Genomic DNA, 21,627 nt, shown 5'->3' on the forward strand with positions numbered 1-21,627 from the left:
GCGAGGAGCCGATGGCGGCGCCGACGCCGGTTTTCGAGTCGAAGATCCGCGGCGACGCGAGCGCGCCGCGGCGGCGACTATTGCTGCTGACGTACCATTTTCCGCCCGACGGAGCCGTCGGCGGTTTGCGCTGGGAACAGATGTCGAAGTTCTTCAGCGCGAATGGGTGGGCGATCGACGTCATCATGCGCGACGTGTCGAAGCTTCGCTCGCCGGACATGCGGCGGATGGAGCAGCTGCCGGCCCACGTTCGCGTCTACTCGGCCGTCGAGATCGAGCCTTGGTTGGCGAGAATGGAGGCGGGCATGTTGCGCGTTGTGCGTTCGTTTCGGTCCCGCACGTCGCGCGCAGGGGCGGCGGCGCCGACGACGGGACGGGCGAGCGCCAACGGTTCGGCGCCGCGACAAAAAAAGCGCTGGCTCGTGCACGCGCATGCGTCGATCGTTCGCGTCGAACGCGATCGCGCCTGGGGACGCGCGGCGATAGCGACGGGCGCCGGGTTGGGTCGCGCGAACCGCTACGACGCCGTCGTCAGCTCCGGACCGCCGCACATGGTGCACGACGCGGCGAGGACCGTCGCGCTGCGGCTCGGCGCGCCGCACGTCATGGACCTGCGCGATCCATGGAGCGCGTTCGAGCTCGAGCACGGCGATTCGACGAGCCGACTCTGGTTCGCCATCGCGCGGCATTACGAGAAGCGCGCGGTCCGGTCGGCCAAACTGGTCGTGATGAACACCGACTTGGCGCGCGACGAGATGCGGCGATTGTATCCGGCCGCGGCCGATCGAATCGTGACGGTCAGCAACGGCTCCGACGACGAGCCGATCCCCGCGGTCGAGGCCGACGGACGCTTCGTGGTGCGATTCGCGGGTTCGATCTACATGGACCGCAACCCCGGGCCGTTCTTCCGCGCCGCGGCATCGGTCGCGCGGCGCCATCGGCTGACGCCGTCGCAATTCGGCGCGGAATTCATCGGTGAAGTCGAGGAGTTCGCCGGACAAAGCGTCCGCGCGATGGCCGAGCACGAAGGGTTCGGCGACTATCTCACGCTGGGCGGCGCTCGACCGCGCGACGACGCGCTCAGATTCGCCGCCGGCGCGACGATGCTCCTCAACCTGCCCCAGGCTACGCACCAGTGCGTTCCGGCGAAGCTGTTCGAGTACGTTCGCTTCGATTCTTGGTTGCTCGTCCTCGCGGAAGCGCACAGCGCGACGGCCAAGATGTTTCAAGGAACCGACGCGGACGTCGTCGCGCCGGATGACGTCGACGGCATGGCCGCTGTGATCGAACGCCGTTATCTCGAGTTCGTCGACGGGCGCCGTCCGCACGCCGTCGGGCGGGACGGGCGATTCGACCGCAGGCGGCAAGCGGAGCTGCTGGCCGATCACCTTTCGCGGATCGTCGAGGGATGAATCGGCGGCTCAAGCGCGTCGCGGAATCGGCGATCCTCGCGAGCGGAGTGCCCCGCCTCACACGGCGCGCGCACCGCTCGCGCGTGTTGGTGCTCGCGTATCACAACATCGTTCCGACCGGCGAAGTCGCCGAAGGCGATGCGACGCTCCATTTGCCGCAACGCGAGTTCGCCCAGCAGCTCGACGCGATTCGTCGAACGCACGACGTGGTACCGCTGGCGTCGATCTTCGACGCGCCGGGCGTGCGCGGCCGGCCGCGCGTGGTCATCACGTTCGACGACGCCTACGCCGGCGCGCTCGACGCCGGGCTCCGGGAGCTCGCCCGCCGAGACATGCCGTCGACCGTTTTCGTCGCTCCCGGGCTTCTGGGCCGGGTGACCTGGTGGGACGCGCTCTCGCGACCCGGCGGGGCCGGGCTTCCCGAGGCGGTGCGCAACCACGCGCTCGTGGAGCTCGCGGGAAAAGGCGACGGCGTGGTGAGCTGGGCCAAATCCTCCGGGAATTTTCCGGCCGAGCTGCAGCGGCGCCCACGCATCGCCCGACTCGAGGAGATCGAGCGGGCCGTCGCCGAATCGCGCGTGACGCTCGGTTCGCACACGTGGTCGCATCCAAATCTTCGTGCTCTCACCGACGCCGACGTGCGCGAGGAACTTTCGTCGTCGTTCGAATGGCTCAGAGCGTGGTTTCCAGACGCGACGATTCCCTGGCTCAGCTACCCGTATGGGTTCTGGTCGGAGCCGGTCCGCGACATCGCGGCGGAAGTCGGCTACGCCGCCGCCGTTCGCGTCGAGGGCGGATGGGTCGCGGCCGAAGGTGCGCGTGCGCCGTACGAGATTCCTCGCCTCAACGTTCCGTTCGGAATGTCGGTCAACGGACTGTCGCTGCGCCTCGCGGGGATAGCGGCCGGCCGCTGACCGGCGCGCGAGTCGACGCGAAGATCTCGAGGAAGCGCTTTTCATCTTCGCGCCAGTTGTACTTCTCGGCGGCGGCTCGCCGCCCGTTGTCGGCGAGCCGCCGACGCGTCGCACGATCGCGGAGAAGCGAGATCACGGCGGAGGCGAGTGATGCCGAGTCGCCGGGCGCGAAGAAGACGCCCGCGTGCGTTTCGTCGAGAACGCGCCGCATCGGCGGCAAATCCGATGCGACGATCGGGACGCCGGCGGCCATGTAATCGAACAGCTTGTTGGCGAGTGTGATTTTCACGTGCCGTCCGGCGCGAAAGGGCAGAAGCCCGACGTCCGCGGCTGCATAAAGCTCGGGGAGCGAAGCGTGCTCCCTCCACCCCAGCAGGTCGACGCTCGCCTCGAGGCCGGACTCGGCGACGAGTCGTTCGATTTCTCCGCGCTCGTCGCCGTCGCCGGCGACGACGAGTCGCGTCTTAGGGAATGCTTCGCGGATCAGCGGCAGCGCTCGCACGACGTCGGCGACGCCGCGGTCCCACATGAGAATGCCGACGAACAAGAGACTGAACTCGTCGAAGGCCGGGGCGTCGCGCGAGGGATCTCGAGGCACGGCGCCGATCGCCTCGAGGTCTTCGGGCGTGTTTCCGACGTGGACGATTCGATTCGCCGGCACGCCGAGCCGGACGCAGCGGTCCCGCGATTCGTCGGAGACGACGACCACCGCGTCGGCGCGTCGCAGCACGGCTCGCTCGACGCGCTCCGCGCCGCTCGGATTCTTCACGATGCGATCGAGGAACGACGCACGGCCGAATTCGACGCGATCGCGCAGGAATTCCGGATACACCTCCGCCATGTCATAGACGACGGGGAGGCCGAGTCGCCGGCCGACGGCGAGCGCCGTGAGCGCGAGAGGCAGATCCCGCACGACGATGCAATCCGCGCCGCAATCCACGGCCGCCCGCAGAATCGAGAAGTACCAGACTGGATTGGCCGGAAACGGAAAATTGATGACGCGATTGATCGGCCGCGCGGCGGTGCACGGAAGGCGCCGGACCGTCATCCATTCCGTCTGTTCGACGCGAGGCTGACATCGGTCGTTTCGCGAGATCAGAACCACGCGATGCCCCGCGGCCGCCAAGCTTCGGGTCTGCTTCGCGACGCGCGTGGCACGCCAGGGCCAGTCGCCGTCGTAGACGTAGAGAACCGTTCTGCCCTGGCCGGTCGGCGCCGAAGCGAAGGCGTTCACGTCGCCGCCGCCCAATGATCCACCCATGCCTGATACATGATCACCGCCCACAGCGCGTGGGCTCGGCCGTCTCGCCCGCGACGGAGATCGCTCCACGCCCGCCTCACGGGTTTGGGATCGAAGCCGTTCTCGCGCAATCGCGAGTCGGCGAGTAGCTCCTCGCCCCACCCTCGCAGACTTCCCCGCAGCCACGCCGCGATGGGCACCTCGAAGCCCATCTTCGGCCGATCGACGAGCGGCGCGGAGACGTAGCGGTCGAGCAACCGCCGCAGGATCCATTTCCCGCGGCCGTCGCGGATCTTCATGTCCAGCGGCAGCCGCCACGCAAACTCGACGACTCGCGGGTCGAGCAGCGGCACGCGCACCTCGAGACTCACGGCCATGCTCGCGCGGTCCGTCTTCGTGAGAAGATCGTCGGGCAGATACACCGCTTGATCGGCGAGCATCATGCGCTCGACGAACGCGCCGACGTCGGCACCGAGCAGCCGCTCGAACTCGCCGTTCGATTCCAGCTGATCCGGCGTGATCGACTCGGGATGCTGCCATGCCGAAACCATCGACCGGTAGCGCGCGGTGGCATCGCCGGCGTCGAGCAGAGCGCCGACGCCGTCGATCTTGTCGCCGGCACGCCGAACGCGCAGCGGCGGCACCATCGTGCCGACGCCGCTCGCGATCGAGTCCAACGCCGACGGCGGCAGCGATCGCACGGCGCCGGCGAGCAGGCGGCGCGCGGCGCGCGGCACCCGACCGATCAGCCCGACCAGACGCTGGCCCCGCACATAGCGATGATAGCCGCCGAACACCTCGTCACCGCCGTCGCCGGAGAGCGCGACGGTGACCGCCCGGCGCGCGAGCTCGCAGACGAGGAACGTCGGGATCTGAGACGAGTCGGCGAACGGCTCGTCGAACATCGCGGGAAGGCGCGGCACGACGTCGAGCGCGTCACGATCGGTAACGATGAGCTGCGTGTGCTCCGTCCCGAGATGCTTCGCGACACCGGCGGCGAAGGGCGCCTCATCGTACTCGGGACGATCGAATCCGATCGAGAAGGTGCGTGGCGGACGCGCCGAGGCCTTTCGCATCAACGCCACGACGAGGGACGAATCGACGCCGCCGGAGAGCAACGCCCCGAGGGGCACGTCCGATTCCAACTGGCCCGCGACCGCGCCCGCGAGCAGCGCGTCGAGCTGATCGACCGCCTCGCTCTCGGAGCCGACGAACGCGTTCGCCAATCCAACCCGCGCCGCGTCTTCAGCCGACCAATACGCTTCCGGCGACGGAAGCGGCATCGCCGGGTCCGCGACGTGGACGAGATGGCCGGGCAAGAGCTTGACGACGTGGCGAAAAATCGAGCGCGGTGCCGGTACGTAGAGATACCGCAGATACGCGGTGACGGCCTCGCGGTCGATCGAGGCGTCGAATTCCGGAAGCGCGCGCAGGGCCTTGAGCTCCGACGCGAACGCGACGGCGCCCGGCTTCGCGTAGACGTACATCGGCTTCACGCCGAGGTGGTCGCGAACCAGCGACAGGCGCCGCAGCTCCGCGTCCCACGCGGCAATGGCGAACATGCCGCCGAGCCGGCGGACGGCCGCATCCACCCCCCAGGCCTCGAACGCGGCGAGAATGACCTCGCTGTCCGAATGACCGCGCCATCGCGCGCCGCGCGCTTCGAGTTCTCTCCTTAGATCGCGATAATTGTAGATCTCACCATTGAACACGATCGTGTAGCGGCCGCTCGCCGACCGCATGGGCTGGTGACCGGCGTCGCTCAGATCGATGACCGCGAGCCGGCGAAGACCGAGCCCGATTCCGGCGTTCGCGTCACACCACGTGCCGCCGTCGTCGGGCCCGCGGTGCACGATCGGCGCGAGCATTCGCGCCGTCGTCTCCTCCAGCTCGCGCGCCGAAACCGCCCCGCGCGCCAGAAGCACGCCAGCCAAGCCGCACATCAGGACGTCGGGCCGAAGGCGGCCTTCAACTTGTTGCGCACGGTTCGTCCAACGAGCTCCCCGAGTGCAATCGGAGGCACCCGCCACAACCGCGCCAGGGCGTACGGGTACACGGCCCGACGCTGCGCGCGCCAAGTACGCGCGATCTCGCGACGGTACTCGTCGGCGGCGAGCGCGCGAAACTGGCCGGCGTCGACGAACGGAACGTCGCCGGCCTCGAGGACCGGGTGGTAGCTTGTCCCGAGGCGCGTCGCGCGCGCGGCCGCGGCGGTGACCGTCCCGCCGGCAATCTCGGCGCGCAACAGCAGCCCGCGGCGAAACGGCTCGTACCACACCATGTCGCCGACGCAGTTGCCAAGGCTGTAGGCGATCAGCCCGCGCCGGTATCGCTCGATCGGCCGCGCGACGTGCGGGTGATGGCCGAGCACGAGCGCGACCCCGCCGTCGATGAGAGATCTGGCAAAGGCCGTCTCGTCGGCGGAGGGCGTCGTGACGAACTCCTCGCCCCAATGGAGCGAGACGATCAGCGATTCGACATCCGGCCGGAGGCGCGCGACGTCGGCGCGGATGGCGTCGGGCGTTCCCTCGGCGTACGGCGGCTCGCCGTCGCCGTACTGCCGCGGACGGAGACAGTACGACAGGATCCCCACGGTGACGCCTGCGGCGACGACCGTGACCGGCGCCGCGGCCCACGGAGCGACGCCGCGCACTCCGCACGGAGTGATCCCCGCCGCTCGAAGCGAAGCCACCGATTCCTTGAACGCGTCGGGTCCGTGCTGCACCGCGTGGTTGTTCGCGACGTTGAGCACGGTGAAGCCGGCGGAACGCAGCGCCGGCGCGAAGCGAGGAGCGCCGCGCATCTGACGTGACGCCCAGGTCGACGTCGCGGCGCTGCGCGACGCGAGCGGCACTTCGAGGTTGCCGAACACGATGTCGCCTTCGCCGAGCGCCGGACGAAGATTCTCGAATGCCGGCGCGAGATCCGCCTTGGCGTAGCGACTGCCAAAGCCGAAACCCACCGAGGTGGGGGAGTCGCCCAGCTGAAGGTCGCCGACGGCGACGACGCGGCAGGAGCGGACCGTCATCCGCGCGCGGCCACGAGCGAGGTCGCGCGCCTAGACCGCGGCGCCATGCTGCTCCGCCCAGACGTAGACGTTCCCGAGGAGCCACAGGGACTCGCCGTGGTCGGCCGCGCCGCTCACCTGTTCGGCGACGAGACGCTGGAGTACGGTTTGATCGAACAGCGACGCAGCCGGATGCGACGGATCCTTCAAGCGCGTGAGCAGCGGAGCGAACACCGGCGAGCGGAACCACGCGTCGAGTGGAATGCCGAATCCGGATTTCGCGCCGCGCGTGACCGTCGGACTCAAGTACCGCTCCGCGACGCGTTTGACGACGGCCTTGTTCTCGGTGCCCGACAGCTTGAGTCGCCCGGTGAGTTGCAGCCCCCACTCGACGAGGGGGACGTCGAGGAACGGCACACGTCCCTCGAGACTCGCCGCCATCGACATCCGGTCGATGCGATCGAGGGCGCAACAGAGGTACGTGAGCAGCTCGTACCGAGAGAGCGTCGCCACTGAACCGGCATTCGATCGCGCGCGGTCGAGCAGACAGCGCCGTTCGTCGAACGCCGCGTCGACCGGATTCGCGGAGAGCCGGGCGACCAATTCAGGAGCGACGTACGCCGAATTGAGAAGAATCGCGTCGTCGAGCTTTTCGCGAAGGCTGTTGGCCATCTTCGCGGGCCGATGACCGGGGCCGGCAGCGATCACGCTCGCCAGCGCGCCACGCAAAACACCGGGCAGCGGTTCGGCGGCCGCGCGCCATCGAGCGATGTGGTAGCGAGGATACCCGCAGAACAATTCATCCGCGCCCTCGCCGGTGAGCACGACGGTCACGTGCCGGCGTGCGAACCGGCTGAGCTGAAAGAGCGGGATCGAGTTCGGATGGCTTAGCGGCTCGTCGTGGTGTCGGACCAACAGCGGAAGCAGACCGAGGAACTCGCTCGGCTCGGCGACGACAGTGTGATGGTCCGACTTGATTCTCGCGGCGGTGTCGGCGGCGAGACCGCGCTCATCCCACGCCGGGTCCTCAAAGCCGACGGCGAACGTCTGAAGCGTGTGCGAGGACGACGCCGCCGCGTACGCGCTCACCAGTCCGGAGTCGACGCCGCCGCTGCAGAACGTACCGAGCGGCACGTCGCTCATCATCTGCGACGCGACGGCCTCGCGGAGCAACGGGTCCAACGCTTCGGCGGCTTCGTCGAGCGAGGTGACGGCGTCCTCGCCGACGGGCGGTGTCCAGTAACGCGACACCGTGATCCGTCCCTGTTCGAATGCGGCCGTGTGTCCAGGCGCGAGGCGCCGCACGTCGTCGAAGAACGTGTTCGTCCCGGCGACGTATCGAAAAATCAAATACTCCTGAAGACTCTCGGGGCGCACGCGCGCGGGAACGCCGGCCGCGAGGATCCCTTTGATCTCAGACGCGAAATACAGCGTGGCATCGCGCAGACAGTAGAACAACGGCTTGATCCCGAGATGATCGCGGGCGAGGAGCACGCGTCGCCGCTTCACGTCGTGAATCGCGAACGCGAACATTCCGTTGAGCCGAGCTACGAAGCCGTCGCCCCACTCCTCGTAGGCATGGACCAGCACCTCCGTATCACAGTGTGTGCGGAACAGGTGTCCACGCTTGACGAGTGAATCTTTGAGGTCCTGAAAATTGTAGATCTCTCCATTGTATGTGACCCAGACCGTTCCGTCCTCGTTCGAGAGCGGTTGAGCGCCGCCCTCGAGATCGATGATGCTCAGACGCCGGTGTGCGAGCGCAACGCCCGCCTCGACGTGCATGCCTTCACCGTCGGGGCCGCGATGCGCGATCGCGTCGCGCATGCGATGCGCGACGCCGAGATCGACGGGTTGCGTCGAATCAGAATGTGCCAGTCCGCAGATGCCGCACATCGATCGAGTCGAAGCTGAAATGAGACGCGCGCGCGGTTGACCGGTCGCAAACGCGACGGTACGTTCCGCTGACGGCATGCCTGGAAAAGCTAGCGTGGGCCTCGGCGATCGGATTTATCAGGCTTCGCCCAATTGGCTGCAGACGTTCCTGCTTAACGCGTATGCCGGTCGCCTGCGCCTGCGGCGCTCGGGACGCCAATTCCGGGCCATTTCGACCGAATGGGATCGAAGCGAAAGATGGCCTTCGGACCGCCTTCGCGAGCTCCAGGATGCGCGGGTACGGGACCTGGTCCACTACGCGTACGACCGCGTCCCCTTTTATCGGCGGCACTGGGACGAGCACGGCGTGCGCGTGCGCCAGGTGCAGGGCGTCGCGGACCTTGCCCAACTGCCGGCCGTCACGAAGACGCACGTTCGGGCCGCCGGGGACGAGATGCTCCGCGACGGCAACCGCAACGGATTGTTCCACGGGCACACGAGCGGCACCACGGGTTCGCCCCTCTCGTTGTGGTACGACCGCGACATGTTGGTGGTGAACAACGTCGCCCACTGGCGGCAGCGGCGATGGGCAGGGTGCACCCCCGGCACCTGGTGCGCACTGCTCCTCGGCCGCGTGGTTGTCCCACCGGAACGCCGCGAGCCGCCCTTCTGGCGCGTGGACTACGCCGAACATCATCTCTGGTGCTCGACGTTCCACCTGTCGGAAGAAAACCTGCATCTCTACGTTCGCGAGCTCCGCGCGCGGGGAATCCGGTTCATCGAGGGGTATCCGTCCACGCTCTTCATTCTGGCGCGCCACCTGCAGCGTCAGGGACTGACGCTGCCGATGACCGCCGTGTTCACGTCGTCCGAGACGCTCCACGCCGTTCAGCGGGAGGCGATCAGCCAAGCGTTCGCCGCCCCCGTGTTCGACTTCTACGGGTCCGCCGAGCGCGTCATCTTCGCGGGCGAATGCGCCCAGCACGCGGGAAAGCATCTATTCGACGAGTATGGCGTGACCGAGGTGACGGACGACGCGGGGAACCCGGTGGCGCCCGGGGCGCGGGGATTCCTGACCGGAACAAGCTTGTGGAACCGCGGCATGCCTATGATCCGGTACCAAAGCTCCGACGTCACTCGTCTGATGCCGGAGCCTTGCGCCTGCGGGCGTACCCTCGGACGGATGGCCGACATCACGACAAAGGCCGAGGATATCGTGATGACTCCGGACGGCCGATTCATCTCGCCGTCGGTGTTGACCCACCCCTTCAAGCCGTTCGACCAGATCCTCAAGTCGCAGGTCGTGCAAGACGGAGCGGATCACGTCACCGTGTCGATCGTCGCCGGCGCGTCTTTCACTTCGGACCATCGGGCTCAACTCGAGCACGGCCTTCGAGCGCGTCTCGGCGACCGAATGCGCGTCGACACGCAACTCGTCGACGAAATCCCGTCGGAGACATCCGGCAAGTTTCGATGGGTCGTTTGCCGCGTGCCGCACGACCGTGCGGTGAACTGGGAGGCGGCCGAGACTTGACTCTTCGCGTCCTGTACGTCTACCAGGGCGATTGGCCGCGCAACGCCGTTCGGGTTCGCAAACAGACGCAGGCGCTGGCCGCTGACGGTTTCGCCGTACGGCTGCTCGCCGCGAATCCGAACAACAAGTCGCGCCGCGAGCGCAACGACTGGATGGAGATCGAGCGCGTGCCGTCGTTCGGCGGCGGTCGGATCGGCGCGGCGTTGGGTTTTCCGGTCTTCGCGAATCCGCTCTGGGTGTGGGAGATCTGGCGCGCGGCGCGCGACTTCCGTCCGGACTGTATGATCGTGAGCGATCTGCCGCTCGCGCCGACGGTGTTGCGCGTCGGGCGCGCCCTTGGCGTTCCCGTGCACTACGAGATCTCGGACGTTTATCCCGTGGCGTTCCGATCCAATCGCGACGCGCATCCGAGCCTCGCGTCTCGTATCGCGCGAAACCCGACCGTCGCGGAGGCGTTGGATCGCGGCGTGATTCGCGGCGCGGCGTCCGTCTTCGTCGTGTCGGAGGAGTCTCGCGCCCGGTGCATCGCGATGGGCGCCTCACCCGACGCGGTCGCGCTCGTTGGCAACACGCCGGCGCAGCTGACGGACTTGACGACGATGCCCGCGCTGCCCGCCGACCTCGCGGGCTGGGAAGACCGGGTGGTCGTCCTGTTTCTTGGCAACCTGCTCTCGGACCGCGGCCTGATGTTGTCGCTCGACGCGATGGCGCTCGCGGTGCGCGCGTTCCCGAAGCTCGCGCTCGCGATCGTCGGCGACGGCCCGGAAACGCGTCCGCTGGCGACGCGAATCGACGAGCTCGGACTCGGCGACTGCGTGCGTCTGCTCGGCTGGAAGAGCCATGAGGTGCACGACGACTACTACAGGCACGCGGCGATCGGCCTGCTGGCGTTTCTCAGCACCGAGCACATCGAGATCACGCTGCCGAACAAGCTGTTCGACTACATGGGCGCGGCGTTGCCCGTCGTCGCGAGCGACGTCGCCTCTTTGCGCCGCGTCGTCGAAGCAACGGGCGCCGGCGTGCTCGTTCCTCCGGGGAACGCCGCCGCGCTGGCCGACGCGCTGGTCACCTTGGCGCGCGACCCGGCGCGCCGCCAGGCGCTCGGCGCCGCGGGGCGCGCCGCCATCGAGGGTGCGTACTCGTGGGAGCACGACCGCGCACGCATGCTCGAGCAGATTCGCCGCTCACTCGGAGACGGCGAGTGATCCCGCTTCCATCGCAGGCGACGTCGTCCGGGCTGCGCGTCGTCGTACTGACGTGCGGCGATCTCGGCATCGAGGTCGCGAACGCTCTCTCGTGCGTAGCGGGCGTCGACGTCGTCGCACTGTTCAAGTCGCCCTGGATGCGCAGCGCGCTGTCGGTGCGACAGAAGATCCGGCACGTCGTGCGCACGCAAGGCGTCGGCGGCCTGTTCAGGGTCGCGCGCTCACGGATCCTTCCGCGGACGACGACGACTCGCGAGCTGATGTCGCTCGATTCGCGAGTGACGCTGCTCGAGTTCGACGATTTTCATTCGCCGGCCGCGCGTGAACGGCTGGTCGAGCTGCGACCGGACCTCGGCGTCGTCGCGGGCACGTACATCCTTCGCGACGGCATCTTCGACATTCCTCGGTACGGATCGATCAACCTGCACTCGGGAAAGGCACAGCTGTATCGCGGCTCGGCGCCGGCGTTCTGGGAGCTCTACAACGGCGAGACGGAGGTCGGGATCACGATCCATCGGGTGTCGCCGGCGGTCGACGCCGGCGACGTGCTCCGGCAGGAAATCTTCGCCCTCGACTCGGCTCCCTCGGGCGATCCGATCGCGTACATCGAGCGATATCGCCGAGATGTGCTGCGACCGAACGGCGTTCGGATGCTCGTCGATGTGGTGCGCGAGATCGCCGCCGGAACGGCGATCGCCACCGCGCAAGACCATAGCGCCGCGCGCACGTATCGCGCGCCCGACTACAAGGCGGTCCGCGAGCTCCGCGCACGGGTTCGTCGTCGGCGGGGCGGAGCCACGTGAGCCGGCGTCTCAAGGCCGCACTGGGCTTCCTGATCTTCCAGCTCGGACTGCATCGCATCATGCTGCGGCGGAAGGCGATCGTCGTGCTGTTTCATCGCGTCGACGACCGCTACGCGTCCGACGCCATCAGCTGTTCGGTCGAGAAGTTCGAGCGGTTCTGCACCTTTTTTTGTCGATACTTCACCGTCGTGCCGCTCGGCACGCTGGTCGAGAAGGTGCAGCGCGGCGAGGATGTGAGCGGGCATCTCGTCGTCACGTTCGACGACGGATATCTCGACAATCACCAGATCGCGGCGCCCCTCCTGAAGCGGCGGCAAGTGCCCGCGTGTTTCTTCATCGCGACCGACTTCGTCGAGAGCGATCGGGTGCCGTGGTGGGACCGGGAGGCCGGCATCCAGTCCGAGTGGATGAGCTGGGACCAGGTGCGAGATCTCGCGGCACAGGGATTCGAGCTCGGCGCGCACACCTGCAATCACGTGGATCTGGGCGTCGTCAACGGCGAAGAAGCTCGGCGCGAGATCACGGACTCGGGCACCCGGCTCGCCAAGGAAGTCGGCGTCGACGTCGGGCTTTTCAGCTATCCCTACGGGCGCCGGAATCAGATCACCGACGCGAACCGCCAGCTCGTGCGCGACGCGGGCTACGACTGCTGCATGTCGGCGTACGGGGGCAACGTGACGCCCGACTCGAACCCCTACGATCTGCGGCGGATCCCGATCTCACAGTGGTACGTGAGCGCATATCAGTTCGGCTTCGAGGCGCTCAGAGCCTGAGCCATGGTTCGCGCTCAACTTCGCGAGCTGTACTGGAAAGTCGAGCGCTTGATCGTCCCGGGGCTCAAGTACTCGCAGGAGACGTACGAGGAAGAGCTCTTTCGAATCGTTCAGCCGGGAATGGTGTGGCTCGATCTGGGTTGCGGGCGCTCGCTCCTGCCGCCATGGCGCTCGGAGGGCGAGAGACGACTCACGGCTCGCGCGCGATCGTTGGTGGGAGTCGACCCGGACTTGGCCGCGCTTGGCGACAATCGTTCGCTCACCGACCGAGTCGCGGGAAACGCGTCGCGATTGCCGTTTCGCGATAGGATATTCGATCTGGTCACCGCGAACATGGTCGTCGAACATCTGGCCGATCCCGTGAGTCAGTTTCGCGAGATCGCGAGGGTTCTGCGCCCCGGCGGACGGTTCGTCTTTCACACGCCGAACGCGCGCGGATACGACACGCTCGCCGCGCGCATGATTCCCGAGTTTGCAAAAAAGGGAATGCTGCGGGTGCTCGAAGGCCGGCATCCCGAAGACGTCTATCCGACCTTCTATCGGGCGAACACTCCCCGTCAGGTCGAGTCGGCGTCCTCACAGGCCGGACTGCGCGTCGAGAGCATCAAGCTGTTCGTGAGCACGGCCGCCACCGCAAGTGTGCTCCCGCTCGCGATCGTCGAGTTGTTCTGGATTCGCCTGCTCATGACAGAGCCGCTGCGGGGCCTGCGGCCAAACTCGATCGTGATTCTGTCCAAGGCCGCCGACTGAACTTCGCGCGAACGCTATTTCTGCTCGGCGGTCGCTAGCGGCGGTCGGACCTCGAGAACGACACGGGCGATCAGCCCGGCGACGCGCTTGGCGCCGAGCGGTGTGTAGTGAACTGCGTCGTCGAAGTTCTCCGCGTGTCCGTTGAGCGCCGGCGGGAGGTCGACGACCGCGAAGCTGTCGCGGCGTCCGAGACCGAGCACCGTGTCGCGCGCGGCCCACATGAAATCGAGCATCGCCTGGGGCGTCGCTCGCGCCGAGTATTGGCGCCATGACGCCATCGTCGCGCTGTCGTTTACCGTGAGAGTGCGGCCGAACCGCATGGGGTACGCGGCCACGACGGGCTGCGCCCCAGCGGCACGAATCGCCGCGACCATCGAGTCGAGGTCGGCCCGATACGCGTTGAGGCGATCCGGGGGCAACGCGGCGAAGTACCAATCCGCCGAGCGATTCCCCGTCAGTTCCCGAAGGTGGTTTTGGACTCGCACTTCCTGGATGAAATCCGGGACGTGGAGGAACCAGTGCACACGTTCGGCGAATCGCGACTCGAGCTGGATCCGGCGGCCTGCCGCGGCGACCGGCTGCGGCGCGCGCGGCGGATTTGGGAGCGCCTTCACCGCCGGCATCGGGTTGTCGCCGGCGTACAGCGAGGGGCTCGTGACCACTACGACGATGTCGGGGTGGTACCGCGAGGCCCAGGCCTTCCAGTACGGAATCAACGAGCGTAGCGTGGCGCCGACCATCGCGGCGTTGAGAACGCGATAACACCCGTGGGTCGCGAGCGTGTCCTGGAGCTGCGCCGGGAACTCATTCCCGGGAGCGCCCGAGCCGGTGCCGAACGTCTCGGACGCACCCAGCGTCATCACGCGAACACACCCGGGCGGCGGAGACAGCGACGACTCGGGTGAGCGAAATCCCGCGCTGTTCAAGCGGAGCTCGCGATACCTCCCGTTCGGCGCGCCGTGCGTGCCGAGCGAGTCGTGGACGAGGAGGTCGTCGTAGCCCGGCGCGGCGAGCAACGGAATCCCGAGCCGCCAATAGTCATCGAGCCGCACGCCACCTTCGGCGAGAGCGCCAGCCACGCCGACGAGCAGGATGCCATACGTCAGCTGGCGCGCCAGCGACATCCGCGATCTAGAAGGCGCGGTAGACAAAATCGCTCCCCGTTCCCGCGACGATGAACGCGACCGAGACGGCGACGGCCACCGCGACCCCGGCCGCCGCTCGGCGCCTGAGCTGGAAGCCCTCGACGAGCTCCGACGACGTCGGCCCCGCGAACGCCACGACACCGCCGAACGCGATCGGGAGCGCGATCAAGCGAATCGCCGCCGAGGGAATGGCGTTCAGCACCGTTCCGACTCCCAGGACTTCCGGCGCGTACACCAATCGTCCGGCGAGAGTGAGCGCGGTCGGCACGGACGGCGAGCGGAAAACGACCATCGTCAGGTTGATGAACAGAAACGTGACGATCGTCGCGGCGACGTCCGGCATCGGCCGCTTGAGCCGCTTCCAGTACTGATACGCGGCGATTCCCGCGCCCTGCAGCGTTCCCCAGAGGACGAACGTCCACGCCGGGCCGTGCCAGAATCCGGCGATCGTCATCGCCAGTAACGACGCCACGCATGCCTTGTGGACGGTGACCCTTCCCCGCCCCATGCTCCGGATGATCGGCGTGTAGAGGTACGTCGTGATGAAGTTCGACAGGCTGATGTGCCAGCGCTGCCAGTATTCGCTCATCGTGCGCGAACGGTACGGCGCGTTGAAGTTGTTCACGAGGCGAATGCCGAGCAGCCTCGCCGCGCCGATCGCCAGATCCGAATATCCGCTGAAATCGAAGTACAGCTGGAACGTATAGGCGAGCGACGTGAGCCACGCGCCCGCGATGGACAGCGTGGCGACGTTCGCGTATCCCGCGTCGGCGACGCGAGCGAACGAGTCCGCGATCACCGCCTTCTTGAACAGCCCGATGGCCATCAGCGCGATGCCGCGAGCGAGACGCTCGTCGCGTCCGTCCTGGCCGCCGATGTCGTTCAGCTGTCCCACAAAATGCTTCACGCGCTCCAACGGGCCGGCGGTGACGTTTGGAAAGAACGACGCGAACGTGAAATGGTCGAACGCCGAGCTCGCGGGAATGAGCCGTTCGTACGCGTCCACGAGGTACATCACCTGCGCGATCGTGAAGAAGCTGATGCCGAGCGGAAACGCCCAGTGCGCGACGCGGCCGCCGCCGAAGATTCCGACGATGAAGTTGGTGTACTTGGCGACGCAGAGGACGAGCACGTCCACCGTCAGGCCGAAGATCATGATGCGCTTGCGCGTCGGCTGCGCGTAGCGCGGCGACGACAGCGCGCGGCCCACTCCCCAATTGAACGCCGCCGAGGCGAGCAACAGCGGGAGAAACCGAACCGACCCACCCGCGTAGAACACGAGCGACGCGCCGAGAATCCAGGCTTGCGCAGCTTTTGCCGAGACGAAATCGCGCAACAAATGCGTCCCGATCACGACGATCGGGAGAAAACCGAAGAGAAACACGACGGAGACGAGCGACATCAGCGTGTGTCCCCGGCCCGCGACTCATGCTCGCGCGTCTGCCGGCCGCGGCGCATCAGGCGCTGATCTTCCTCTCGATGAGGTCGACCATGTCGCCCACGTTCTTCAACGTCTCGAGCTCGCCGAGCGCGAAGCGGATTCCGAACTCGCGCTCCGTTTCGGCGACCAGCGTGATGTGCGCGAGCGAGTCCCAGCCCGGCACGTTCAGGCCGCTCGACGCCCGCGTAACGGTGAGCGACGGGTTGTCGAGCACATCGCGGAACAACGGCTGCAGCCGATCAAGTATGTCCGGCACCGGTCTTCTCCCCTCCTCCTCCGTTCGCATGACGGATGTGGCGGTTGCGCGGCGAGTACTCCCGTTCCCCGGCCAGCTCGAGACACCACGACGTTCGTTCCGGCCCGTCGTCGGTCAGTTGCGTGAAGCCAAGCTTTGAATAGTGTTCGGCGACCATGCCGTTTCGCGCCGTGGGAATGTAGTAGCCGACGATTCTATCGACGCCGGCCTGCCGCGCGCGCAACACCAGCGCGTCGAGCATCGCGTCCTCCATCCCGCGCTTCAGGACGCGGCAGCTCATGAGCCACAGATCGACGTGCAGCGTTCGATCGTCACGACGCCCAATGACGACGGAAACCAGCCCGTTGTCGCCGAAGACGTCGGTGAGGCGTCCGTACAGCGTGATGTACTCCGGGTCCGCGGCCACCGCTTCCATCTCCGCCTTCGTATAGCGCCGCGTCGTGAGGTTGAACTGGTTGGTCTTGTTGGTGAGCTGCGTGATTCGGTCGAGGTACACTGGCGAGAACGCGTCGATCTCGCCGACCATTCCGAGCGACGCGAGATACGCGTCGTAGTCCTCGAACTTCTGGGCAAGCGCCTCGCGTTCGGCGTTCTGCGCGTAGAGCGCCGTGCGCTGGGCGTCCTCGGCGGACAGCGAGATCGTCTCGAAGTAACGAGCCGCGTCGATGATCGCGGGGTACCGGCATACGTCGTCGCCGACGTTGGGAACGGCGACCATCGGCAACTGCGCCTCGACCAGGTGGCGCTCGGCCGGGTTGTCGTCGACGAACACGAAGCTGTCGAGCCCGAGGTTCAACTGGCGCGCGATCGCCTCGATGTTCTGGTGTTTCGGCTCCCAGTTCGCGACGAACGCCGCGAAATCGCCGATGCGCAGCACGCTGTCTGGGTGCGAGAATCCGCGGCGCGCCATCGCGTCATCGTTCTTCGAGCACACGGCGAGCAAAACACCGCGGTCCTTGAGACGCCGCGCATACTCCTGGAACGCGGTGTACGCTTCGCCGCGAGGCGTCTCTCGGCCGATCACGATCTTGTCCGGACCGTCGTCACCGATCACGCCGCCCCACATCGTGTTGTCGAGGTCGAGGACGAGCACCTTCCGACTCCGGCCGCGCGCCGCCGCGATGAGCGACGCGAGCGAGTGACCCGTCACGACATCCGCCTCGGGCGACGTCGGAATCTTGTACGAGTACCAACGATCCGGAGCGTGCCAGGCGACGCCGCTCGTGGCGGCGAGAGACGCGGCGTCGTGCAACAGGAGGCGCGAGTTGATGCGCGCGGCCCGAACAAGCTCCCGGTTGAGCCTTGCGACAAAGTGCGACGCCCCGGCGAACGATGATGCATCGAGATGCCCCAGCGGCCGCAGAGCAGGGGTCTCGAAGGTGTTCATGATGATTTGGCACGGCAGCGCGGACCACACCGCGCCCCACACGGCGGCAAAGTGATCCAGGCGCGAACGTACGGCCGCCTCCAGCTCCTCCTCGTTCGCCGCGTTCGGGACCTGCAGGTTCACCGACGTGAGGTGCAGGTACACCAAATCGGGCGCGAATTCGACGAGCGCGCTCGAGTCGAGAACCGTGTCCTCGAAGTATTTGTTGTACTCGGACTGATAAATGACCGGCTTGATCCCGCGGTCGAGCAAAAAGAGCTCGAGCCACGACGCGAGTTCCTGCGTCGTCGGACCGCCCAGCATCGCGATCCTGACCGGCGCCAATCCGGCCTGCTCGGCGCGGGCTCGGGTCAGGCTCCGGCGCTTTCGGAACAACAACGGAAAATCGTGCGGAAAGGCGAGCATCTACGTCCCCACCCTGACAGGTACGATGCGATGGTCTCGGAAAGTATCGGCTGTCACCGATCGAGGAAATCGCAAGGAGCAGAGCATTTGCTCCTGTCTCTGCCCTAGGTGAACTTTTGTCCGGCGCGACCCGCTACTGGACGTTCGAGGACGCATTCCCACGATCCAACGACCGTGACCCCGACGTGACACAGGCTCATCCGCCCCGCCCCAAGCCGACGTACGCCCTCGTGCTGCCTTGGGACCCGACCGGCCCAGGCGGCGTCAACCAGGTCGTTGTCAATCTGTACCGGCAGATCGCGGAGGCTGGGGAATTCGAGCCGCTCTTGATCGTGAATCGATGGTCGGCGCGCCGGCCAATCGAGACGATGGTCGACGGCCGTCGAACGATATACATCCGCTCACCGTGGGCCGAAGGGGCCCGCTGGGGCTTCGTCAAATGGCTCGTGAGCGCGCCCCGCCACCTCGCGGACATGTGGCGAATCGCTCGCCGAAACCGCGTCGTCGCTTTCAACGCGCATTATCCGTCGCTCGGTGCGTTTGGCATCGCGCTCCTTCGATGGGCGAAGCTCTTTCGAGGCTCGCTGATCCTGTCCTTTCATGGAATGGACATTACGGAAATACGAGCCGGCCGCGGGCTGGAGCCGCGGGCCTGGCGCTTCGTTTTCGACCGCGCCACGGCGATGGTGGCTTGTTCGCGCGCGTTCGGTGAGGAGGTGAAGGCCCTCACTGGAACCGAGGCCGTCGTCGTGCACAATGGGCTCGACGTCGATCACTTCGTTCAATCGGTGGATCGAAGCCCCGACCCACTGGCGCCGGTCGGCGATCGCCGGTTCGTGCTGGGCGTCGCGACCTTCGAACGAAAAAAGGGTCTCGACGTTCTGGTGCGCGCGTTCGCCGACGTAAGGCGATCGAGCCCCGGCGTCGCCCTCGTCCTGGTTGGACGTCCCGCGGAGGCGACGGCGGAGCTTCGATCGCTCACGTCGACGCTCGGACTCGACAACGACGTGTTCTTCTTCGAGAACGTGCCGCATGCGCAGGTCTCGCGATTCTTCGAGCGCGCCGCCGTCTTCTGTCTCCCGTCTCGCGCGGAACCGTTCGGGATCGTGATCTTGGAGGCGGGGGCGTTCAACGTTCCCGTGGTCGCGACGCGCGTCGGTGGTATTCCGGAGATTCTGGACGATGGCGAGACGGGCATCCTGGTTCCTCCGGACGACCCGTCAGCGCTGGCCGCGGCCCTAGCGCGTGTCCTGTCGGACCGCGAACTCGCCGGCAGGGCCGGCCGAAGACTCCACGAACGCGTGCGCTCCGACTTCTCGTGGAGGCGGGCCTACGAAGCGTATCGGAGCCTCGCTCCGCATCCACCCGAAGGTCCCGCCCTCACAAGCGGCGCTACTTCGTCGTCCACCACTTGAAGTCGTCGATCGCGATCGAGAAGGTGATGCCGCTGGCGTCGGTGCGAGGCCCGCCCCATTCGACGACGCCGACACCGGTCGACGTGGAATTGAGACCATCGAGCTCCGTAACATCGCACCACGGTTTCCAGCCACCCGTCGGCTTCACACCGCAAGCACTGCGTTCGAGGTTGTTCGTCAACTGGCCGTCGATCCAGAGGCGCGCGATTCCGTCCCGCGCGCCGGGCGCGCTATTCGGCTTGAACTGGATCGTCCAGCGATGCCACTGGCCGTCTGCGTACTGGCCGAAATACGGACCCGCCGGCGAGTCCGACTCGCAACCGATCTGCTGCACGTCGTTGGCGGCGATCATCGTGTAGCTCGGACCGTAGATCGGACAGGTGCCCGAATGCGAGTGGGTGTTGAACTGGAGGCGGTTGTTGCCGTGCCAGAGCATGATGTTCTTGATCTGGACGATCGCCGACCAATTTCCGCCGGCGTCCTTCGTGGTGAGCGAGTAGCCGGCGTCCGGCGTCCACTTCGCCCAGTACTGCACGAACACCGTCTTCTGGCCGACGACCGGCACAGAGCCATTGGTCGTCACCACGCCGTGCGATTCTTGAGAGATGCCGTCGTAGTGGAACGACACGCCGTTGCCGGAACGGCCGGGGACGATCTGCACGCCGTTGTCGACGCCGGGGCCCCCGTTCGTTGAGAACGTGGTGCAGTAGTACCACGAGTGGTCGATGACCCGGTGCGGCACTTCCTTGGATCCGCACGCCGGATGAAGCATCGCGTTGGTGTACGAGTCGAAGTTTTCGTCGAACAGCATCGTCTGCTGCGTCGCGTCGAAGACCGGCTCGGCGACCAGCTGCGGGGAGCTCGTCGGCGGCGGAGTGACCGGTGGCGTAGCCACGGGGGGGGCGGTCACGGTAAACGACGCGGTGCCGCTCACGCCGTCGATCACGCCTTGAATCGCCGCCGAACCGCCACTTCGCGCCGTTACGATGCCTTCACTCGACACGGTTGCCACCGCGGTGTTGAGCGACGTCCATGCCGCCGTTTTGCCGGCGAGGGCGTTCCCCTTCGCGTCCTTCGCTACGGCATGAGCGGCCGAGCTGTGTCCCGGGGCAATGCCCGTGGAATCGAGTGTTATGACCACCGACGCCGTTGCGGGAGCCGCAGGCGGCGGATTGGCCGGCGTCGGTGTTTTCGGCGGCTGCTGCGAGGGAGGAATCGGCTCGATCGGGGACCCTGGCGGCGCCTCCGGAGTGACGCGCACCAAGGTGCTGTCGCTCTGGCCGTCGATGATCAGGACGATGGCAACTTGACCGAGCGCCTTGGCTCGAATCAGCCCTGAGGGGTCCACACTGGCGACCGTGGAGTCGCGAGAGACCCATTGAATCGGCGTTTCTCGGAGATCGGTGATCTCGTCGCCCGCAGGATCGATGACATGATAGGCCAGCCCCATCGCGCCGCCGAGCGCCAGAGGCGTGAAGCTCGCGACCATGTGAATCGCGCGAACCGCGGCGTGTACGATCACCAGGGTCGTGTCCACGTGCCCATGCAGGTGAAGTATGACGTTCGCGCGTCCCGGAGCCAAGGCCGACGTCAGACCAGTGCTCGAGACGGAAGCAACTTGTGGATTATCGCTCACCCAGGTCGGCGCACTGCCTAGCGCGGCAACGCCAATCTGGTGTCTTTGACCCACGGCGACGGTGACCGTGTGCTGAAGTTTCGACCACACGACGGAATCCTGCGGATCAGACACCGCGTCGCAGCCCGACAGTGTGAGTGCGGTCACAGAGGCGAGCGAGACGATGCGGACTCCGCGGCGAATCCAAGTGGCAGTCGTGCGTGACGGCGCGACATTGCGCCATGGCGCGCAACGCTCCATGAGAGACGAGCTCCGAGTTTTTTGGTTTGGGGTTTCTGGCGGGTCACGCGGACGCCGAGACAACGCCTGCGGGCGAATCGCGCAACTAGAATTGGACTGCGGGTCTTTCCAAGGCCAGCAACTGATGGGCAGTGCGCCCAGATGTCGCGCCTAAATAGCCTCGCATCCCGAGCCCGTCAGTGGCGCTCG

At 66.8% G+C, this 21,627-nt stretch carries 17 protein-coding genes; 8 read left to right on the plus strand and 9 right to left on the minus strand.

Features of this window, described 5'->3' with window-relative positions:
- Window positions 1–11: 11 nt before the first annotated feature.
- Together VGQ44_18865 and VGQ44_18870 are read left to right on the plus strand one after the other, a co-directional pair.
- Complete coding sequence (locus VGQ44_18865; protein ID HEV8448904.1) at window positions 12–1,412, plus strand: glycosyltransferase; 1,401 nt, start codon at window positions 12–14, stop codon at window positions 1,410–1,412.
- Window positions 1,409–2,326 carry a polysaccharide deacetylase family protein gene (locus VGQ44_18870; protein ID HEV8448905.1) on the plus strand — a complete coding sequence of 306 codons (918 nt, stop codon included), beginning with the start codon at window positions 1,409–1,411 and terminating at the stop codon, window positions 2,324–2,326. The genes VGQ44_18865 and VGQ44_18870 overlap by 4 nt, the downstream gene beginning before the upstream one ends.
- Here the strand turns inward: VGQ44_18870 and VGQ44_18875 are convergent.
- Genes VGQ44_18875 through asnB (VGQ44_18890) form a run of 4 tightly spaced genes read right to left on the minus strand, consistent with a single transcriptional unit; the run spans window position 2,280 to window position 8,547 of the window.
- The gene (locus VGQ44_18875) at window positions 2,280–3,587 is read right to left on the minus strand and encodes a glycosyltransferase family 4 protein (GenBank protein ID HEV8448906.1); all 1,308 of its coding nucleotides are present in this window, start codon (window positions 3,585–3,587) and stop codon (window positions 2,280–2,282) included. The genes VGQ44_18870 and VGQ44_18875 overlap by 47 nt on opposite strands.
- Window positions 3,557–5,509, minus strand: coding sequence for an asparagine synthase (glutamine-hydrolyzing) (gene asnB / locus VGQ44_18880; protein HEV8448907.1), 1,953 nt, complete (start codon window positions 5,507–5,509; stop codon window positions 3,557–3,559). Before asnB (VGQ44_18880) ends, VGQ44_18875 begins: the two co-directional genes overlap by 31 nt.
- Window positions 5,509–6,594, minus strand: coding sequence for a CapA family protein (locus VGQ44_18885; GenBank protein ID HEV8448908.1), 1,086 nt, complete (start codon window positions 6,592–6,594; stop codon window positions 5,509–5,511). Before VGQ44_18885 ends, asnB (VGQ44_18880) begins: the two co-directional genes overlap by 1 nt.
- Window positions 6,595–6,624: 30 nt before the next feature.
- Window positions 6,625–8,547, minus strand: coding sequence for an asparagine synthase (glutamine-hydrolyzing) (gene asnB / locus VGQ44_18890; protein HEV8448909.1), 1,923 nt, complete (start codon window positions 8,545–8,547; stop codon window positions 6,625–6,627).
- On the opposite strand from asnB (VGQ44_18890), the gene VGQ44_18895 reads away from it, so the two are divergent.
- Genes VGQ44_18895 through VGQ44_18915 form a run of 5 tightly spaced genes read left to right on the plus strand, consistent with a single transcriptional unit; the run spans window position 8,546 to window position 13,513 of the window.
- Window positions 8,546–9,982, plus strand: a complete 1,437-nt coding sequence (locus VGQ44_18895; protein HEV8448910.1) for a hypothetical protein — start codon at window positions 8,546–8,548, stop codon at window positions 9,980–9,982. The genes asnB (VGQ44_18890) and VGQ44_18895 overlap by 2 nt on opposite strands.
- The gene (locus VGQ44_18900) at window positions 9,979–11,187 is read left to right on the plus strand and encodes a glycosyltransferase family 4 protein (GenBank protein HEV8448911.1); all 1,209 of its coding nucleotides are present in this window, start codon (window positions 9,979–9,981) and stop codon (window positions 11,185–11,187) included. The genes VGQ44_18895 and VGQ44_18900 overlap by 4 nt, the downstream gene beginning before the upstream one ends.
- Window positions 11,184–11,990 (plus strand): formyltransferase family protein, encoded by an 807-nt coding sequence (locus VGQ44_18905; protein ID HEV8448912.1) that lies wholly within the window; start codon window positions 11,184–11,186, stop codon window positions 11,988–11,990. The genes VGQ44_18900 and VGQ44_18905 overlap by 4 nt, the downstream gene beginning before the upstream one ends.
- Window positions 11,987–12,763, plus strand: a complete 777-nt coding sequence (locus VGQ44_18910; GenBank protein HEV8448913.1) for a polysaccharide deacetylase family protein — start codon at window positions 11,987–11,989, stop codon at window positions 12,761–12,763. The genes VGQ44_18905 and VGQ44_18910 overlap by 4 nt, the downstream gene beginning before the upstream one ends.
- A gap of 3 nt (window positions 12,764–12,766) precedes the next feature.
- The gene (locus VGQ44_18915) at window positions 12,767–13,513 is read left to right on the plus strand and encodes a class I SAM-dependent methyltransferase (protein ID HEV8448914.1); all 747 of its coding nucleotides are present in this window, start codon (window positions 12,767–12,769) and stop codon (window positions 13,511–13,513) included.
- Window positions 13,514–13,527: 14 nt separating this feature from the next.
- Here the strand turns inward: VGQ44_18915 and VGQ44_18920 are convergent, their stop codons facing one another.
- From VGQ44_18920 to VGQ44_18935, 4 genes are read right to left on the minus strand one after another with little or no spacing between them, the layout of a single operon-like run.
- A complete protein-coding gene (locus VGQ44_18920) occupies window positions 13,528–14,637 on the minus strand; it encodes a hypothetical protein (protein ID HEV8448915.1) in 1,110 nt (369 codons plus the stop codon).
- 7 nt (window positions 14,638–14,644) lie between these two features.
- Window positions 14,645–16,060: an MBOAT family O-acyltransferase gene (locus tag VGQ44_18925; GenBank protein HEV8448916.1), complete on the minus strand. Its 1,416-nt coding sequence runs from the start codon at window positions 16,058–16,060 to the stop codon at window positions 14,645–14,647.
- Between the two features lie 55 nt (window positions 16,061–16,115).
- Window positions 16,116–16,355 (minus strand): acyl carrier protein, encoded by a 240-nt coding sequence (locus VGQ44_18930; protein ID HEV8448917.1) that lies wholly within the window; start codon window positions 16,353–16,355, stop codon window positions 16,116–16,118.
- Entirely contained in the window at window positions 16,339–18,147 is a 1,809-nt protein-coding gene (locus VGQ44_18935; protein ID HEV8448918.1) for an HAD-IIIC family phosphatase, read from the minus strand. The genes VGQ44_18930 and VGQ44_18935 overlap by 17 nt, the downstream gene beginning before the upstream one ends.
- Before the next feature lie 116 nt (window positions 18,148–18,263).
- Here VGQ44_18935 and VGQ44_18940 point away from each other — a divergent pair, with 116 nt between their 5' ends.
- On the plus strand, window positions 18,264–19,562 hold the full coding sequence (locus VGQ44_18940; GenBank protein ID HEV8448919.1) for a glycosyltransferase family 4 protein: 1,299 nt from the start codon (window positions 18,264–18,266) through the stop codon (window positions 19,560–19,562).
- Here the strand turns inward: VGQ44_18940 and VGQ44_18945 are convergent.
- Entirely contained in the window at window positions 19,540–21,099 is a 1,560-nt protein-coding gene (locus tag VGQ44_18945; GenBank protein HEV8448920.1) for a hypothetical protein, read from the minus strand. The two genes, VGQ44_18940 and VGQ44_18945, sit on opposite strands and share 23 nt — an antisense overlap.
- Window positions 21,100–21,627: the final 528 nt, after the last annotated feature.

It is taken from the genome of Gemmatimonadaceae bacterium, assembly GCA_036003045.1.
In the GTDB taxonomy this organism is placed as follows: Bacteria; Gemmatimonadota; Gemmatimonadetes; order Gemmatimonadales; family Gemmatimonadaceae; genus JAQBQB01.

Coding starts and splice junctions, on each gene's coding strand:
- VGQ44_18865 (HEV8448904.1), top strand. CDS start 12: ATGGCGGCGCCGACGCCGGTTTTCGAGTCGAAGATCCGCGGCGACGCG.
- VGQ44_18870 (HEV8448905.1), top strand. CDS start 1,409: ATGAATCGGCGGCTCAAGCGCGTCGCGGAATCGGCGATCCTCGCGAGC.
- VGQ44_18875 (HEV8448906.1), bottom strand. CDS start 3,587: ATGGGTGGATCATTGGGCGGCGGCGACGTGAACGCCTTCGCTTCGGCG.
- asnB (HEV8448907.1), bottom strand. CDS start 5,509: ATGTGCGGCTTGGCTGGCGTGCTTCTGGCGCGCGGGGCGGTTTCGGCG.
- VGQ44_18885 (HEV8448908.1), bottom strand. CDS start 6,594: ATGACGGTCCGCTCCTGCCGCGTCGTCGCCGTCGGCGACCTTCAGCTG.
- VGQ44_18895 (HEV8448910.1), top strand. CDS start 8,546: ATGCCTGGAAAAGCTAGCGTGGGCCTCGGCGATCGGATTTATCAGGCT.
- asnB (HEV8448909.1), bottom strand. CDS start 8,547: ATGCCGTCAGCGGAACGTACCGTCGCGTTTGCGACCGGTCAACCGCGC.
- VGQ44_18915 (HEV8448914.1), top strand. CDS start 12,767: ATGGTTCGCGCTCAACTTCGCGAGCTGTACTGGAAAGTCGAGCGCTTG.
- VGQ44_18920 (HEV8448915.1), bottom strand. CDS start 14,637: ATGTCGCTGGCGCGCCAGCTGACGTATGGCATCCTGCTCGTCGGCGTG.
- VGQ44_18925 (HEV8448916.1), bottom strand. CDS start 16,060: ATGTCGCTCGTCTCCGTCGTGTTTCTCTTCGGTTTTCTCCCGATCGTC.
- VGQ44_18935 (HEV8448918.1), bottom strand. CDS start 18,147: ATGCTCGCCTTTCCGCACGATTTTCCGTTGTTGTTCCGAAAGCGCCGG.